At 62.4% G+C, this 13622-nt stretch carries 15 protein-coding genes; 6 read left to right on the plus strand and 9 right to left on the minus strand.

The genetic code is table 11. The annotated features are described in order from the left end of the window. Window positions 1-17 precede the first annotated feature (17 nt). Entirely contained in the window at window positions 18-1373 is a 1356-nt protein-coding gene (locus P3W85_RS21110) for a serine hydrolase domain-containing protein (RefSeq protein WP_276266225.1), read from the minus strand. Window positions 1374-1630: 257 nt separating this feature from the next. Here P3W85_RS21110 and P3W85_RS21115 point away from each other — a divergent pair, with 257 nt between their 5' ends. Next, window positions 1631-2194 carry an acyloxyacyl hydrolase gene (locus tag P3W85_RS21115; RefSeq protein WP_276266226.1) on the plus strand — a complete coding sequence of 188 codons (564 nt, stop codon included), beginning with the start codon at window positions 1631-1633 and terminating at the stop codon, window positions 2192-2194. A 44-nt stretch (window positions 2195-2238) separates the two neighbouring features. Here P3W85_RS21115 and P3W85_RS21120 read toward each other — a convergent pair whose 3' ends face one another. Then, entirely contained in the window at window positions 2239-3774 is a 1536-nt protein-coding gene (locus tag P3W85_RS21120) for an MFS transporter (RefSeq protein WP_276266227.1), read from the minus strand. Between the two features lie 256 nt (window positions 3775-4030). Between P3W85_RS21120 and P3W85_RS21125 the strand changes: the two genes are divergently transcribed. Then, window positions 4031-5191, plus strand: coding sequence for a zinc-binding dehydrogenase (locus tag P3W85_RS21125; protein ID WP_276266228.1), 1161 nt, complete (start codon window positions 4031-4033; stop codon window positions 5189-5191). On the opposite strand, the gene P3W85_RS21130 is transcribed toward P3W85_RS21125, so the two are convergent. Beyond that, on the minus strand, window positions 5192-5446 hold the full coding sequence (locus tag P3W85_RS21130; protein WP_276266229.1) for a hypothetical protein: 255 nt from the start codon (window positions 5444-5446) through the stop codon (window positions 5192-5194). Between the two features lie 399 nt (window positions 5447-5845). Here P3W85_RS21130 and P3W85_RS21135 point away from each other — a divergent pair, with 399 nt between their 5' ends. From P3W85_RS21135 to P3W85_RS21150, 3 genes are all read left to right on the plus strand, one after another. After that, window positions 5846-6121 carry a hypothetical protein gene (locus P3W85_RS21135; protein ID WP_017228558.1) on the plus strand — a complete coding sequence of 92 codons (276 nt, stop codon included), beginning with the start codon at window positions 5846-5848 and terminating at the stop codon, window positions 6119-6121. A 391-nt stretch (window positions 6122-6512) separates the two neighbouring features. Further along, window positions 6513-6911, plus strand: a complete 399-nt coding sequence (locus P3W85_RS21145; protein WP_276266230.1) for a hypothetical protein — start codon at window positions 6513-6515, stop codon at window positions 6909-6911. Between the two features lie 196 nt (window positions 6912-7107). Beyond that, window positions 7108-7752 carry a glycine zipper 2TM domain-containing protein gene (locus P3W85_RS21150; protein ID WP_276266231.1) on the plus strand — a complete coding sequence of 215 codons (645 nt, stop codon included), beginning with the start codon at window positions 7108-7110 and terminating at the stop codon, window positions 7750-7752. A 162-nt stretch (window positions 7753-7914) separates the two neighbouring features. Here the strand turns inward: P3W85_RS21150 and P3W85_RS21155 are convergent, their stop codons facing one another. The 6 genes from P3W85_RS21155 to P3W85_RS21180 form a co-directional block, all read right to left on the minus strand. Beyond that, the gene (locus tag P3W85_RS21155) at window positions 7915-8076 is read right to left on the minus strand and encodes a hypothetical protein (RefSeq protein ID WP_276266232.1); all 162 of its coding nucleotides are present in this window, start codon (window positions 8074-8076) and stop codon (window positions 7915-7917) included. Window positions 8077-8112: 36 nt separating this feature from the next. Further along, entirely contained in the window at window positions 8113-8760 is a 648-nt protein-coding gene (locus P3W85_RS21160; RefSeq protein WP_017228562.1) for a glutathione S-transferase family protein, read from the minus strand. Window positions 8761-9197: 437 nt separating this feature from the next. Beyond that, on the minus strand, window positions 9198-9824 hold the full coding sequence (locus tag P3W85_RS21165) for a hypothetical protein (protein WP_276266233.1): 627 nt from the start codon (window positions 9822-9824) through the stop codon (window positions 9198-9200). A 327-nt stretch (window positions 9825-10151) separates the two neighbouring features. Beyond that, complete coding sequence (locus P3W85_RS21170; RefSeq protein WP_276266234.1) at window positions 10152-10574, minus strand: hypothetical protein; 423 nt, start codon at window positions 10572-10574, stop codon at window positions 10152-10154. 380 nt (window positions 10575-10954) lie between these two features. Next, the gene (locus P3W85_RS45575; protein ID WP_430869584.1) at window positions 10955-11518 is read right to left on the minus strand and encodes a DUF6817 domain-containing protein; all 564 of its coding nucleotides are present in this window, start codon (window positions 11516-11518) and stop codon (window positions 10955-10957) included. Window positions 11519-11536: 18 nt separating this feature from the next. Continuing rightward, window positions 11537-12340, minus strand: a complete 804-nt coding sequence (locus tag P3W85_RS21180) for a lipid II flippase Amj family protein (RefSeq protein ID WP_276266236.1) — start codon at window positions 12338-12340, stop codon at window positions 11537-11539. Between the two features lie 919 nt (window positions 12341-13259). On the opposite strand from P3W85_RS21180, the gene P3W85_RS21185 reads away from it, so the two are divergent. After that, the coding region (locus tag P3W85_RS21185) for a DUF1484 family protein (RefSeq protein WP_276266237.1) at window positions 13260-13622 on the plus strand (363 nt) is incomplete at its 3' end.

Raw genomic sequence — 13622 nt, forward strand, 5'->3', positions numbered from 1 at the left:
CCGCGCCCGGGCCTGGCCTATCGCGGAATCGCCGCATAGATGGCTTTGGCGGCACCCGCGAACGCCTCCGGGGATTCAACCGGCCGGCGCGGTGCCGGTGCGGCCGGTGCCGCGCTGGCGCTGATGGCCCGTGGCGCGGAGTCCGGATTGGACGAAAACTTCACGATCGTCAGCGCCTTCTTCGGGTTGATATAGATCTTCTGGCCGAAGCGCCCGCTTGCCTCGATGGAGCCGTCGCCGTCGTTCACCTGGTACCAGTAGTCCCGGTACGCGTAGTTGCTTCTGCCGTTGGCCAGGTTGCCCTTGGCAAACAATGCCTGGTTGCCGTTGGGCCTCAGGGCAAGGCGAACCGCCTTGCCAGGGATGCCGTCGGGGTCCGCTCCCGCACTGGCCTTGCGGATGGCCTCGGCAAAGCGGGCAGCGTCGCGCAGGGTGCTGTTCATGCCGCCGCTGGCCATCTCGGTGCCGAGCGGGTCCACCTGGATATAGGCATCGTCCTGTGCGAACTTCGACCAGATCCGCTCGGAGACCAGCGCGCTCCAGGACTGGCCGGTGATCCTGCGCAGCGCCCAGGCAACCGCCTCGGGCGAACCGTTCTGGTAGTACCAGACCCTGGCCCCGGTGGCGTCCTGTGGATGGCGGGCGACTTTCAGGAAGTCGTAGATATTGTCGGGCGCACCCTCCCGGCGGGGCACGATGCCAACGGCGCCGAACAGGCCGAGATCCGGAGGCAGGCTCGCGGGGTAGCTCAGCGCGACCTCCATGTCCAGGTTCTGCTGGATCGTCGCTTCCCCGAAGGGATTCCCGGCAAGTTCCGGCACGTACGTTGCCAGCTTTGCCTGGGGATCCAGCTTGCCTTCGTCGATCAGCATGGCGGCAAGCAGGCCGGTGATCGACTTCGTCATCGAGGCCCAGATATGCGGCTGCCGGGGGCCGAAGGAATCGAAGTAGCGTTCGTAGAGAACCTGCCCCTCGTGCAGGACGATGAAGCCGTCGGTGTACGTATCGCGCAGGTAGCTGGATAGCCTGACCGGCTTCCCGTCGCATTCGAATGTCACATCGTCGAGATTCCCCGCCGGATGTGCCGGCAGTGGCAGGGCGGAAGCGGCACGATCGATGCCGGCGGTAGGCGAGGTCTCGCGGGTGTGGCGGAATGCCCATCGGAGGTTCGGCAGCTGGAATGCATTGGCTTTGGTGACGCGCTTGTCCGGTGCGGGCGGAAAGCCCTGCATCACGCCAAGCCGGACCGGGTCGGTGGTGTCGGCCTGGCCCTGTGCATTGGCCAGGGCGGATGCGGCCGCCACCATGGCCGCGACTGCAATCGATGCGCCGCCGCGCGTCTTGCTTGCGCTGTACGCGCTTGTTGCCTGCATGGTGTCTCCATCGCGATTCGTGGTTTCCGCCATAGTCTGGGAGACACCGGCTGTCGCCGCAATGCATCATCGGCTATGAGGACATAGCCAAAGGGAATGTGGCAATCGGGGGCGGGAGAGCCTGCATGCGCGTGCAAGCCGGAATCGTGCCTCGGTGTCTTTTCCACCTTGCTGCGCGATGAATGCTCCGCACGGTCCTCAGGAAATTGAACTACGCTGGGAAGAGTGCCGCGGCTGCGTTACAAGAGGATCCCACAATGCGCACCTCCCGCTTTGCCGCCATCCTCATGCTCTGCGGCGGCAGCGCCCTGGCCCAGGCGGGGCCGCCCGTCGCCGGCGCGGGCCGGTTCGAGCCGCCTCGCGCCGGCATCTCCCTTGGCGCAGCCCCTGAAGCCTCCCTTGCCCGCTTCGAGGTCCGCTGGGACCTGAAGCAGGATCTCTGGTCGCCCGTATCCGGGTGGTTACGGCTGCGCCTGGGCCTGGAAGCCTCCGTCGGCGCCTGGGATCCGCACGGCGGCAGCAGCGGCGTGATGGGCGACATCGGTCTGACGCCCGTGCTCCGCCTGCAGGGCGCAGGCCGCACAGGCTTCTTCACAGACCTTGGCGTGGGCGCCCACCTGCTCTCGCGCACGCGGATCTCGGATTCGACCGTCTTCTCCACGGCGTTCCAGTTCGGCGACCGGCTGGGCGTCGGCTATCACTTCGGCGATGCCGCCGGCTCCGAGCTTGCGCTGCGCCTGCAGCATTACTCCAACGGCAGGATCAAGCGGCCCAACCCTGGCATCAATTTCCTGCTGCTGCAGTACTCGGCTCAGTTTTGAGAAAGGCGCGGACGGCTTGCGGGCGCCCATGATGCCGACCTGGATCAAGCGTCCGCCGTCCGCCGGCGAGCGGACGTTGCGCTCCAGGCAGGGGGCGCCGGTGAAGTCGATGATGATATCGACGAGATCGCGACCGGCTTCGAAACGCCTGCGGCAGGTTGAGGCAAGCGAGGCGGAGGAGACCAGCCAGCGATGGCGTGCTCGCCGGTCCGGTGAGCCTGCGTTCGGGATCTCAATGCGGAAGGCGCCCAGCGCGAGCCGATTCGATCAGCCAGCGATCTGGAGGTCGAGTTCCCTAGGGTATCAAGGGAGCGAACGCGCGGCTGGAGCGGTGGACTTCCTCGCGCCCGTCCATTCAACCGGCCCGGGGGAAGCGTGCCGGCGCGCTGCCGCTGGCCCGGTCGCAGGAATGCGAACGCGATCAGCGCAGCCAGGGCCAGGCACGCAGCGGCGAGGAAAGCGCTGGCCGGGTGCAGCCGCCACAGCGCCCCGGCGATCAGCGACGCAGGCAGGTAGAGCAGGCCGGTCACGAAGTTGTAGAGCCCGATCGCGGAGGCGCGCCGCTCCAGTTCGATATCCGCGATGAACGCCTTGCTCTGGGCCTCGTCGATGGCAAAGAACACACCGTAGAGCACGAACAGGACCATGGTCTGCCATTGCCGGGTCGCGAACGCGAATCCAAGGCTCATCAACAGATAGATCAGGTAGCCCAGCATGATGATGCGCGCGCGTCCCACGCTGTCGCCGAGCCGGCCTATCAGCGGCGAAGCCACCACGAAGGAGAGATTGAACAAGGCGTAAAGCAGCACGATGTCCTTGACGGAAAAACCGGTGCCGTGCGCCCGCAGCAGCAGAAAGCCAAAGCTGAAATAGGCGAGCGAAAAAATGCCCGCCGGGACCAGGTAGCGCTTGAAATCCGGGCTGAGGGTTTCCCACGTATCGAGCATGTTCTCGCGCCCGTGCCGGACCCCCGGCTGGTCCGTGATGAAGCACAAGACCACGATGCTCAGCAGGGCGGGAACGAGCGCGATCCAGAAGAGTATCCGGAACGTCCGGGCGCCCTCGCCAAGCCACGAGAGCAGGGCATAGGCCGCGAGGGGACCGGCGACCGCGCCTGCCTTGTCCAGCGCCTTGTGTACGCCAAACGAATAGCCCCTGCGTTCCTGGTCGGCCAGCGCCGACAACCAGGCGTCGCGCGGTGGTCCCCGGAAGCCCTTGCCCAGCCGCTCGACGACACGGAAGACACCGAGCCCGGCGAGCGTGGTGGCGGCTAGCAGGATGATCTTGGCCAGCGTGGAGAAGCCATATCCGGCCAGGGCAAAGACCTTGCGCCTGCCGCTGCGGTCCGACAGCCAGCCGGCGAAGTAATTCAGCGAGGAGGCGGATAGATCGGCCAGCCCTTCGATCATGCCGAGCAAGGCGGCAGATGCCCCGGCGATCGTCGTGAAGAAGATGGCGAACACGGAGAAGATCATCTCGGAACTGAGATCGGTCAGGAAACTGACCAGACCGAGCTTGAGCACGTCGGGATGCACGTCAAACCTGCTGGCCATCTCGTCGGTCGATACTGGATTCTTCATGCGGGTCCCCGGCGCTCATGGTCTGAGTCTAGGTCAAGCCCGCAACCTTGCGGATGCCGCAGCCTGCCTGTGCGCTTCAGGCTGGAACGGCAGAGCAAGCGGGGCGGGTGGGATCCTCGCATTCCGCCGCCAGCGCGTTCCGCCGGAACTTGCTACATTGCTCGCTGCTGGCAGGCCGCGCTTGTCCCTTGCCGGCCAGATCCCGCGGCGCCGGTGCCACCTGCCCGCCGCATGCCAAACGACCCAGGAGACCCAAATGAGCATCGACAGCACACGCACTGCACTGCAACTTCGCTCGCTGATCAAGCGCAGCGGCGAACTGGAACTGTCGCTCGCCAGCGTCGATGTTCCCCGGCCGGGCGCCAACGAAGTGCTCGTTCGCATCGAAGCCGCTCCGCTCAACCCGTCCGACCTCGGGCTGCTGTTCGGCGCCGCCGACATGAGCACGGCGAAGGGCAGTGGGACGGCCGAACGTCCCGTGGTCACCGCACGCGTTCCGGACGGCGGGATGAAGAGCATGGCGGGCCGGCTGGACGTATCCATGCCGGTCGGCAACGAAGGCGCCGGCGTGGTGGTCGAGGCCGGCGCGTCCGCGGCGGCGCAGGCGCTGCTGGGCAAGACGGTGGCCGTGATCGGCGGCGCGATGTACTCGCAATACCGGTGCCTCCCGGTGGACCAGTGCCTGGTCCTGCCGGACGGCGCCACGCCTGCCGAAGGCGCCTCGTCATTCGTCAATCCGCTCACCGCGCTGGGCATGGTCGAAACCATGCGCCGCGAGGGGCATACCGCCCTGGTGCACACCGCCGCGGCGTCCAACCTGGGCCAGATGCTCAACAAGATCTGCCTCAAGGATGGCATCGGCCTGGTGAACATCGTGCGCAAGCAGGAGCAGGCGGACCTGCTCAAGGCACAGGGTGCCATCCACGTATGCAACGCGGCCTCGCCCACGTTCATGCAGGATCTTACCGAGGCCGTCGCCGCCACTGGCGCGACGATCGCCTTCGACGCCACCGGCGGCGGCAAGCTGGCAGGACAGATCCTGTCCTGCATGGAGGCGGCGCTGAGCAGGAAAGGCGGCGAGTACAGCCGCTATGGCTCGACCACGCACAAGCAGGTCTATCTTTACGGGGGGCTGGACACCTCCCCGACCGAGTTCAGCCGCAACTTCGGCATGGCCTGGGGAATGGGCGGCTGGCTGCTGTTTTCCTTCTTGCAGAAGATCGGGGCCGCGTCGGCGAACGTGCTCAAGCAGCGTGTGGTCGCGGAGTTGAAGACGACGTTTGCCAGCCACTATTCGCAGGAGATATCGCTGGCCGAGGCGCTGGATCCGGACGTGATCGCCATCTACAACAAGCGCGCGACAGGGGAGAAGTTCCTGATCAACCCGGGCAAGGGGCTGGCAGGCGCCCGCGGCTGACTATTGTGACTCTTTATGTACAGCGCGCTTGGTAGCGTAATAGCCCTCGCGTGCCTTGCTTGCTACATCGTGGGCCACGGCCTTGGCGGCCTGGCCGATGCCGTGACCCGCGTCCCGTGCCAGTTCACCGGTTCTTTTGGCGGCATGCACGGTGGCTTCCTTGACGTCATGCGCTGCCTCGTGGACGTCGGCCCTGGCCAGCGGGCAGAGCGTCAACGCGAACAAGGCAGCCAATATGCGCTTCTGATTTTGCACGAAGGTTGTTCCTGTGAATGGCCCCGCAAGCCGCCGAGCGGATGCATGAGCACGATGCTGTCCGGGGCCGCTTGCTCATGGACATTATTGTAGGCGGTATGAGCTGCGGTTCAGGAGCGGGGCGCATCGCCGGATCCGCAGTGCGATGAAGCCGACATTCCGATCCAGACTGTTGACGGGAGGGCAAAGGGAGCCGCGCGGTGCCGTGTTGATTCCCCTTACGCACCTGGCGGGCATTACAAATACTTACAACGCAAGTGGCCCGCTCCAACTATGCTCGCCGAGCCCGAAACCTGCGGCATGCGGGGGCGGGCTCGTCACGAGCGGGATCTGTGCCTTCGGGGCTCTCCATTCGTCTCTACCCTCTATTTCGAACAACATGGAACGCAGGAGAATCGTATGAACAGGATCCGCTTGTTCCCCCTCATGGCAAGCGCCATCCTGGCCGCTACCTCGGTAGCCGCGCACGCGCAGTATGTTCGCGGCGGCATGGGCGAAGAAGTCCGGATCGGATACGATTTCGGCGACCATCCCGACAATCGCATGCCCGATCGCAACGGCCTCAATGCGGCAGGACGCGACAAGGGGCGGGCGCGCGCCGAAGGCCGGCACCAAAGGCGCGCCGGCAATCCGCATCGGCAAGCGCCTACCCTCCGAGGCAAACAGCTGCCGTAGCGGATGACAGGACTGTCCCCGCTTGCCATCGGTCCGCCCACGCGCGTGGCGACGAATGCGGGACGGGTTGTTCGAGCGCTTCCCTGTCGCGTAGCGACGCGGCACTGTCCCGGTCCGCCGGACTCGACGCCGGCTCGCGTGTTCTGCTGATCAACACAGAGGGCGCGAAGGCGCTTTCGGTCTACCAGCAACCGGTCGGCGAGCCGGCGCAATCCGTACTGGCGCGTCAGGCAGCGCGGCGACAGCGGTCGACAATGTTCGTTTGCCGGTTGCAGAACTTACGGATTGTCACGAGTTGAGGGTCAACGGGCGCTGCGAGGCGCCCGTTTTTGCATGTAAGCGCGGCGTATTGCCGAGCCGATGATCTCAAGAATCTTATGGAGTCCCAGTCATGAAAAAGCTCTTCGTTGCTCTCGCTTCCGCTGCACTCGTCACGACCGTATTCGCCCAGACCGGTGCCCCCGCATCTGCGGCGCATCCGCAAGCCGAGGCGGCCAAAAGCCAGGTAAAGGCCGACAAGGACAAGATGGGCGCACCGGCGGATGCCGGCAAGGCCGCCGCCGCGGCGCCGGCGGCCAATGGGAAGGCCATGCCGGCCAAGGAGGCACACGGCAAGCCGGCCAAGGCGCATGTGAAGGCAAAGGAAAAGCACGTTGCGCACGCAACGGCCAGCAAGACGAAAGTCGAGGCAAGCAATGACGCGAACAAGGCGCAGGCCAAGGCCGATGCGCCGGCCGTCTCGGCTAAGGCCACGGCCAATGCAAACGTCGACAAGGCCAGCAAGCAATAAGCAATAAGAAACGATCCATAAGCGGCTCCCGCATGACGGACGGGAGGGCAAGTTGCTCGGCCGCAGGCCATGGCGACAACGCTCGAGCGCGGGAGCCTTGCGGAGAGGCTGGTTGGCCGACAGGCAAGCTGGGTCTCTCCGCTTTTTAGAAAACTGTAATTCGTAGACCAAGCGCGGCACCTTCACGGAGATCGAGATGGAAAACACGAGCCAGCAATCGAATCGCCTGCATCCGCTGATTGCCACCGCGGCAGGTGCGGTGATCGTCGCCAGCCTCGTCGGCGTGGCCGCGATGACGGGCATGCTGCCCGCGGTTCACGGCAGCGACGCGACACCTCTGGCGCAGCGGGCCGTCCCCACCCAGATGGCAGCCACTACGGCGCCCGCTTACAGCACGACCCAAGCGGCAGCACCGGCCGTCGTCCGGCCGCGCATCCATACGGTCTCTCATATCACCCATGTCGAGCGTGCCTACTCGCCCGACTGGCAACAGCATGTCGCCTTCAACGGCAATGTCGGCACGGTCGAATCCATCACGCCGGTTACCCAGCCAGGCCAGGCCAGCGGGCTGGGCGCGGTGGGCGGCGCGGTGGCTGGCGGCCTGCTCGGGCACCAGATCGGCGGGGGCAGGGGCCGGACCGTGGCAACCGTCCTGGGCGCGCTTGGCGGCGGAGTCGCGGGCAACATGGTGGAGCAGCGTGTGCGCAGCGACACCGACTACCAGGTGCGTGTCCGCATGGAAGATGGCTCCAGCCGGGTGGTCACCTACCATCAGCAGCCCGATGTCGGGGTAGGCCAGCGGGTGCGGGTTGAGCACGGCGGAATCACGGGTAGCGTCTGAGATTGCGGACTGCCATGCAGAGCGCGCTCTGACGATTTCCTGAGCGACGCTTCCTTCGATGTGTAGAGCGTGCAGGGGCTTGCCGGGGATGTTTGGTGGTGTCCTGGGAGCCCCGCTGTCTGAATGGGTATCCACACCTTGGCCAAGCGCTTCCGGTTAGCCTCAATCGTTGCGCCAACGCTCAGCGAGCCCTTTGGCGAGTTTCCTGAAGGCCGCGTCCGTTGCCAGGTCCAGCATCTGGTCGATCACCAGCTCGGCGTCCTTTCGCGAGAGTCCCGCTCCGTTATCAGGTAATTTTCTACCGTATTGTGTCTCGCTATACATCGGTGTCGCCCGCCGCCTCGAGCTGGCTTGGTTGGCTCAATAGTCCAGCCGCCCACGCAACTCATCGAACGGAACCATCACGTGCTGGCGATAGGCCGGACGTTGCCTGAGCCGCTCGTACCACGCCTGCACATTGGGCAGGTCGGGGCGTTCGATTTCCAGCTCGAAGTATCGATAGAGGTTGGTCCCGGCGGGGATGTCCGCCAGCGTCAGGCTGTCGCCGGCGAGGAATGGGCGGTCCGAAAGAACGCGGTCCAGAAGCTGGAAGTGCTGCGCGCACTGTTCGATGCTCTTGTTGAGGCGGCTCCAGTCCCGCAAGGCCGGGGGCGTTCGATAGAAGCCCCAGAACACACCGGTCAGGAAGGCTGGCTGCAGGGTGGTCTGGGACCAGTCCATCCAGCGGTCCGCGTTGGAGCGCTGGCCTGCATCTTCAACCCAGAAGCCCGGGCTGCCGTAGGTGGCGGCGAGGTATCTGAGGATGCTGTGGGATTCCCAGATGACAGTGCCGTTGTCGTCGATGACGGGGACTTTGCCATGCGGGTTCATTGCCAGGAATTCAGGCGTTCCGTTGACACCGAAGCTGCCCCCGGCGGGGATATGCTGGTGGGGGAGGTTGAGTTCGCCGATCAGCCACAGGACTTTTTGTACATTGAAGGAGCTGCGGCGGCCCCAGACTTTCAGCATAGGTTTGTCTCCTGAGATTCGAGGTCATCATGCCTCAGCTTCCCGATGGCTGCGAGCCAGACATGGGTGTACTCGACCACTCAGCGAAGCTCTCCGAGCCTGAAATAAATCTCGGCACACGGCGGGTGACGCGTCGCTCTATCCCATGCTTGTGCAAATATTGCCGACAGCGCGCAAAGACGTAGCCCTTTATCTGCATCATAAACAGGGCAGTATGCCTATCCGCTATTGTACGTGGGAGACTGTGTCCGGCGAATCAGGAGGCTGCTCCTATGACATGCTCGAGACTTTTCTCTCGCAAGAATCGCAAGGTAGGGGCCATTGAAGAGAGGCCCGCATGGCGGGCCTCTCTTTGTACCGAGTTGGGACTTGACCAGAAGAACTGGCATTGGCGGAAGGCGCGCCGAGTCTATGTGGACGGACAGAAGCGCCTGCCACTATCTTTGCTTCAGCACAGCCACCAGATCGAAGTTGGGATCCGCGGCAAAATCGGACGGCGCGATAAATCCGAGCCTATTCCACTCGACACCAACTCCGGCCTGTTCATAACAGCGCGCCACGTACTCCGAGCAAATGAATTCCCGATCAGGCTCGATCTTCTTCATCTGATTCGGCGTAAACGGAACCTTGGAGGCTAGGATTCTGGCTGCAATCTTCGCAATCTCGTCTTTGTCGTACGGATAGCCGAATTGATCCACAGCGTATCGGGAAAGCAGGGAAAGTTTATCACTGCTCACCTCATCCGAGAATATCCGGTTCCGAATAATTGCCATTCCACCAGGATACGGCTTTCCATCATTGCCATAGTCGTCGAGATACTTTGACAATCTGATAGTACGCACTCCAATTGGCTCGACACTCTCCAGGAGCATGATTCGATCTATAAAGTCCAGACGAAGCACAAAGGCAACGTGACTCCACACGCTGCCGGTGGCCTGCTGGATCATGGAGGAAAAAATCCCCGTCCCCGAACAGATGAGGACATCCCCGTTTTTCAGTTTCCCCCTGATTTCCTCATAGCTCTTCACCGCATCCTTCGGGAACTCGCCGGTCGAAATTGACATCGATTTCTCCTTACTCCATGATAATCATCGTGTTTCCGCGATTTCATTGGGTTCAAATGGATTTCCAAGGTAGCGAGAGCGGCAATGGCTACAGGATGAAAAATCTCCGGCGGCAGGCCACCGTTCCATAGTCAGACACCCCTCCTTTCATCCTGCGCAAACGCCTAATAGCGCCTGCCCGGCTGCGCCGCCCCCCACGCCGCTAGCATGCCGATACGACGGGGCAGCCATTAAGAGGCTGGCACCAGGCCATGGCGAGAGAAAAATCGATACAAGTCGCCTATTGGCGGTTTGACCCGGCGGCGGATTCTGTAGCTGGTTTAGCCTCTATTTTTGGTACATCCGGTTAGTGCCGACCGCGATCAGAGCTAACGTGAGAGCACCCGCGAATAGCCCAAATCGAATCCACGCGTCAATTTTCGCGGTTTTGCCATCGAACATACTTGATTCGATGAAGCGATCCACTTTGCTGACCGCGTATCCAGAAAGAAAGGCAGATGTCCACTTTCCCACGTTATCCAATATGTCTTTGTCGAACGGACCATAAGGCGAAAAGAACATTGCGAGTGCCCAGCCAAGAAGCGCGCCCAGGCAGACGACAAGATAGTTCCTGAATCTTCCTTTTTGCTCATCGTCCAGCTTCCAACAAAGCCAAAGAAGCAACAGCCCGAGTGCCGCCGCGGCAAGATTGGTCATGTAAATCGTAAGCGTGTATTCGCCAGTGTTTGCTGGTGCCGGAAGACTCTGCATAGACGATATCCTTGTGCTGAAAACGCGGAGCGTGTCGGGTGCTGGCCTGTGTGTGACGACGCTGGCAGCAGTCTCACAGCAAGGCCAGGCACATGACCAGGGCGTTTTTCACGGCTCATCGACAGTCACTCAATAATAGGCATGCGGGGGGCCCGGGATTCCCTACATGCGAGGGGAGTGCGGGATATCCGTACCCCTGGATCTGGAGTGAGCATCCGAAGCGTCTTCGGATCTCATCCATCCTGATCTGCGGTGGCGAGCTGGATCGAGTTCCTGTCCTCGGAGGTATTGCCGGGCGGGCTTAGTCGAGCGAGGCCCTGCATGGAGAAGGGGCAAGACTGAGCGGTGTGCACATCCGTGCAGTTGGTGGCGGAACAACGTCACCGACCAACCAGTGCGGGGCGATACGCTGCCACCGCGCCATCGGAGAGAAATGCCCGCCGCGATTCAAAGGCATCCAGCCAGAATTGAACCACGCTCTGGGGAACCCCCTTCTGGTTGGCCGCCTGCTCGACAATATTCGCCGCTTCGATCTCCAGCAGCGCCGCGTAGGTTTCGCTTTTGATAGCGATCCGGTGCCCACTCGCCGGGATGACAACATGAAACGGGCCGGAGATCGGGACGTGGTAGAGCCTTCTCCGGTCGGCAATGCCGAAGAGGTAGGCCAGGTTTTCAGCCTGCGTTCCCAGCAGGGCGCAAATCGTGCCGCGGCTGGAAAGAGGTAGCGCTTTGGTGGCGAATTCTTCGGTACCGTAGATGCTATGGAAGCCGCCGGCCAGCGAGATAAAGTCGGGATTGCCCCAGGCGCGGAGTAGTTCGTAGGTGCCGACGAGATGCTCGGTTAGCGGACGGCCGTGGTGATTGATGGCGTCCGTGCCGAGTTCGGAGAGTGTACGCCGCAGGGGGTGTCGACGTTGGAGATATCGCTTTCCATTCTGTCGCAGACCTTGTTCCGATGCCGGTTAGATGATGACAGCGACGTAGGCGATCAAGCTCGCCGCAGGCACCAGGATAACCTGAGCCAACAGCGTCCCCGCAAGCCGGCTTCCGACCAGGCACACCACGGCCTTGCGGAACTTCGCCTCGCTAACCTTTCCCTCGACCACATCGTCGGTCAATGCGGACATATAGGGATCGATGAAGAGCGCCATCGCTATCGTTGCACCGCCGTTGATGATCGACGACAGCGTACTCGATGTGACTCGTACACTCGGATCGAGGTACCCAGCGTACAGCGAGGCAAATACCCCCACGGTCCACAGTGCGACAGCAATGATGTTGAGGGCGATCACCGATGGTGCGACCCCATGCCCACGATGCGCGGCCACGACGTGCGCCTTTGCGGGGACGGTGGCGGAGTCCTTGATATAGCTGAGTCCACCTGTGAAGAAGCCATGCAGGATCAGCTTCAGGATCGACCGGTGAACCTGGAAATGCTGCACTGCTCTGCTGAAGACGCGCTGGAACGTTGGAATGAGTAGGGCGCCTACAAGCGTTGCCAAGGCGGCAGACACGAGCAGCCACCGGAAGTCGGTCAGAAGGTGGGATGACTTCTCGACCAACAAGCTCGTCTCCACCCGCTTCGCCAGGAACGGACCAAGGAAGGAGTTCGATGTCCGGGAGACAAGCATCATCACACTGAATAGCGCGAAGGAGACTGCGATCCGGCTGGTGCGGACTCCCGCTATTCGGATGGCGTAGGCGAGGGTCCCGATCAGGTGGATTATGAAGGTCAGGACGCAGATGAAGATGAGCTGGAGATCCATCGTTTGAGCGTTTCTGCTGCGAGGTTTACTGCGATAGCGAAGTCGACACCATCCAGGCCGATGAGGCCTGCCGTGACGAGATCCGCTTCGTCGGATAGACGCGCATCCGTTTGTCGAGGCATCCAACCTTAAGGAAGTCAAAGTGCTCACATGCTACGACGACGTCGATCGCACGTTTGGTTGCTGCGTCGCAAAAAAAAGCGGCTACTACCGGAGGATCGAATGCAAGGACCTTGTGTCGAATCGCTAAACGAATTCGGCTGCGTCGGCAAGCATTTTATTCTTGCGTTACCAGAGGATCATCTTCGATGACAACGCTGAACGCGATCGCACGCCTCAGTTCTTTGAACTCCAAGGCAGGACGCTGTTTCAGTGCGCCTGGAGCGATGCCGAGCATGACCTGGCATGCAAGCCGGGGGAGGCGCTTGCACTGCTTGCAGCGGTGCCAAGTGGCGTTCACGGCGGCGCAGGCGTGGGGAGCCGACCAGACCTTCACGCAGCTTCACAACGAACTAAATGTGGAGATAGGGGGGCAGTGAGAGCTTTTGATTGGGAGAGTGTTAAATAGGCTGTCGGGGACGGTTTCAAGGTTACCGAGACTGACAGGGGCTGCGATATAGAGCGCTAGGCTTGTGCTGGTTGACAGACAATCACGGCTGCCCGAGAATCCACAGGTCACCTCAAACAAAGGTGACCGGGCGTGGAAACCCGACCTTCGTCACAAGCGGACTGCCGCTATCTGCGGCATTTATTTCGTCCGTTGCGTTCGCGCGCGCCTATAACTTTTCTATGGCGGGCCGGGCGGGGCAGCCTTCGGGCTGGCCGGGTGTAGTGACGCCGGTTTCCACCCCCGCTGCGGGCCTGCCACCCTCGCGTGGAAACGAGCGGCGGGCCGTCCTTGAAGTCACTGGAGGCCGCTATGCCCAACACCTTCGCTCGCTCCGAGCAATCCACTCACCTCGATTTGCCGGCGCATTCCCTCGCCTTCTCCCGGCAATCCGACCTGATCGCCGAACTGATACGCCTGACCTTCCCCGCCGACGTTCCCGAAAGACTCCGCGTCCAGGAGCTAGCCTATCAACTCGAAGACCTCCGCCACGGCATGCATGGCATGACGCAGGAAGGCTGCGCCGAGTTGCTGCGCGTCAGCGCGGGGCTCGGTGCCGTGTTGCGGTTGCTGGATCTTGAGGGTGACGAGTCGGTGGACAACCACGGGCTGCATTGTTTGCTGGCGCCGCTGAAGCAGCAATTGGATGTGGCTTTGAACAGGGTGCAAGGGATG

The sequence above is a fragment of the Cupriavidus basilensis genome (assembly GCF_029335485.1).
Taxonomy (GTDB): Bacteria; Pseudomonadota; Gammaproteobacteria; order Burkholderiales; family Burkholderiaceae; genus Cupriavidus; species Cupriavidus basilensis_E.

Bases quoted from the DNA above. Each gene is read 5' to 3' on its own strand.
- P3W85_RS21115 (WP_276266226.1), top strand. From the start codon at position 1,631: ATGCGCACCTCCCGCTTTGCCGCCATCCTCATGCTCTGCGGCGGCAGC.
- P3W85_RS21155 (WP_276266232.1), bottom strand. From the start codon at position 8,076: ATGTATAGCGAGACACAATACGGTAGAAAATTACCTGATAACGGAGCG.
- P3W85_RS21120 (WP_276266227.1), bottom strand. From the start codon at position 3,774: ATGAAGAATCCAGTATCGACCGACGAGATGGCCAGCAGGTTTGACGTG.
- P3W85_RS21150 (WP_276266231.1), top strand. From the start codon at position 7,108: ATGGAAAACACGAGCCAGCAATCGAATCGCCTGCATCCGCTGATTGCC.
- P3W85_RS21135 (WP_017228558.1), top strand. From the start codon at position 5,846: ATGAACAGGATCCGCTTGTTCCCCCTCATGGCAAGCGCCATCCTGGCC.
- P3W85_RS21170 (WP_276266234.1), bottom strand. From the start codon at position 10,574: ATGCAGAGTCTTCCGGCACCAGCAAACACTGGCGAATACACGCTTACG.
- P3W85_RS21165 (WP_276266233.1), bottom strand. From the start codon at position 9,824: ATGTCAATTTCGACCGGCGAGTTCCCGAAGGATGCGGTGAAGAGCTAT.
- P3W85_RS21110 (WP_276266225.1), bottom strand. From the start codon at position 1,373: ATGCAGGCAACAAGCGCGTACAGCGCAAGCAAGACGCGCGGCGGCGCA.
- P3W85_RS21160 (WP_017228562.1), bottom strand. From the start codon at position 8,760: ATGCTGAAAGTCTGGGGCCGCCGCAGCTCCTTCAATGTACAAAAAGTC.
- P3W85_RS21125 (WP_276266228.1), top strand. From the start codon at position 4,031: ATGAGCATCGACAGCACACGCACTGCACTGCAACTTCGCTCGCTGATC.
- P3W85_RS21145 (WP_276266230.1), top strand. From the start codon at position 6,513: ATGAAAAAGCTCTTCGTTGCTCTCGCTTCCGCTGCACTCGTCACGACC.
- P3W85_RS21180 (WP_276266236.1), bottom strand. From the start codon at position 12,340: ATGGATCTCCAGCTCATCTTCATCTGCGTCCTGACCTTCATAATCCAC.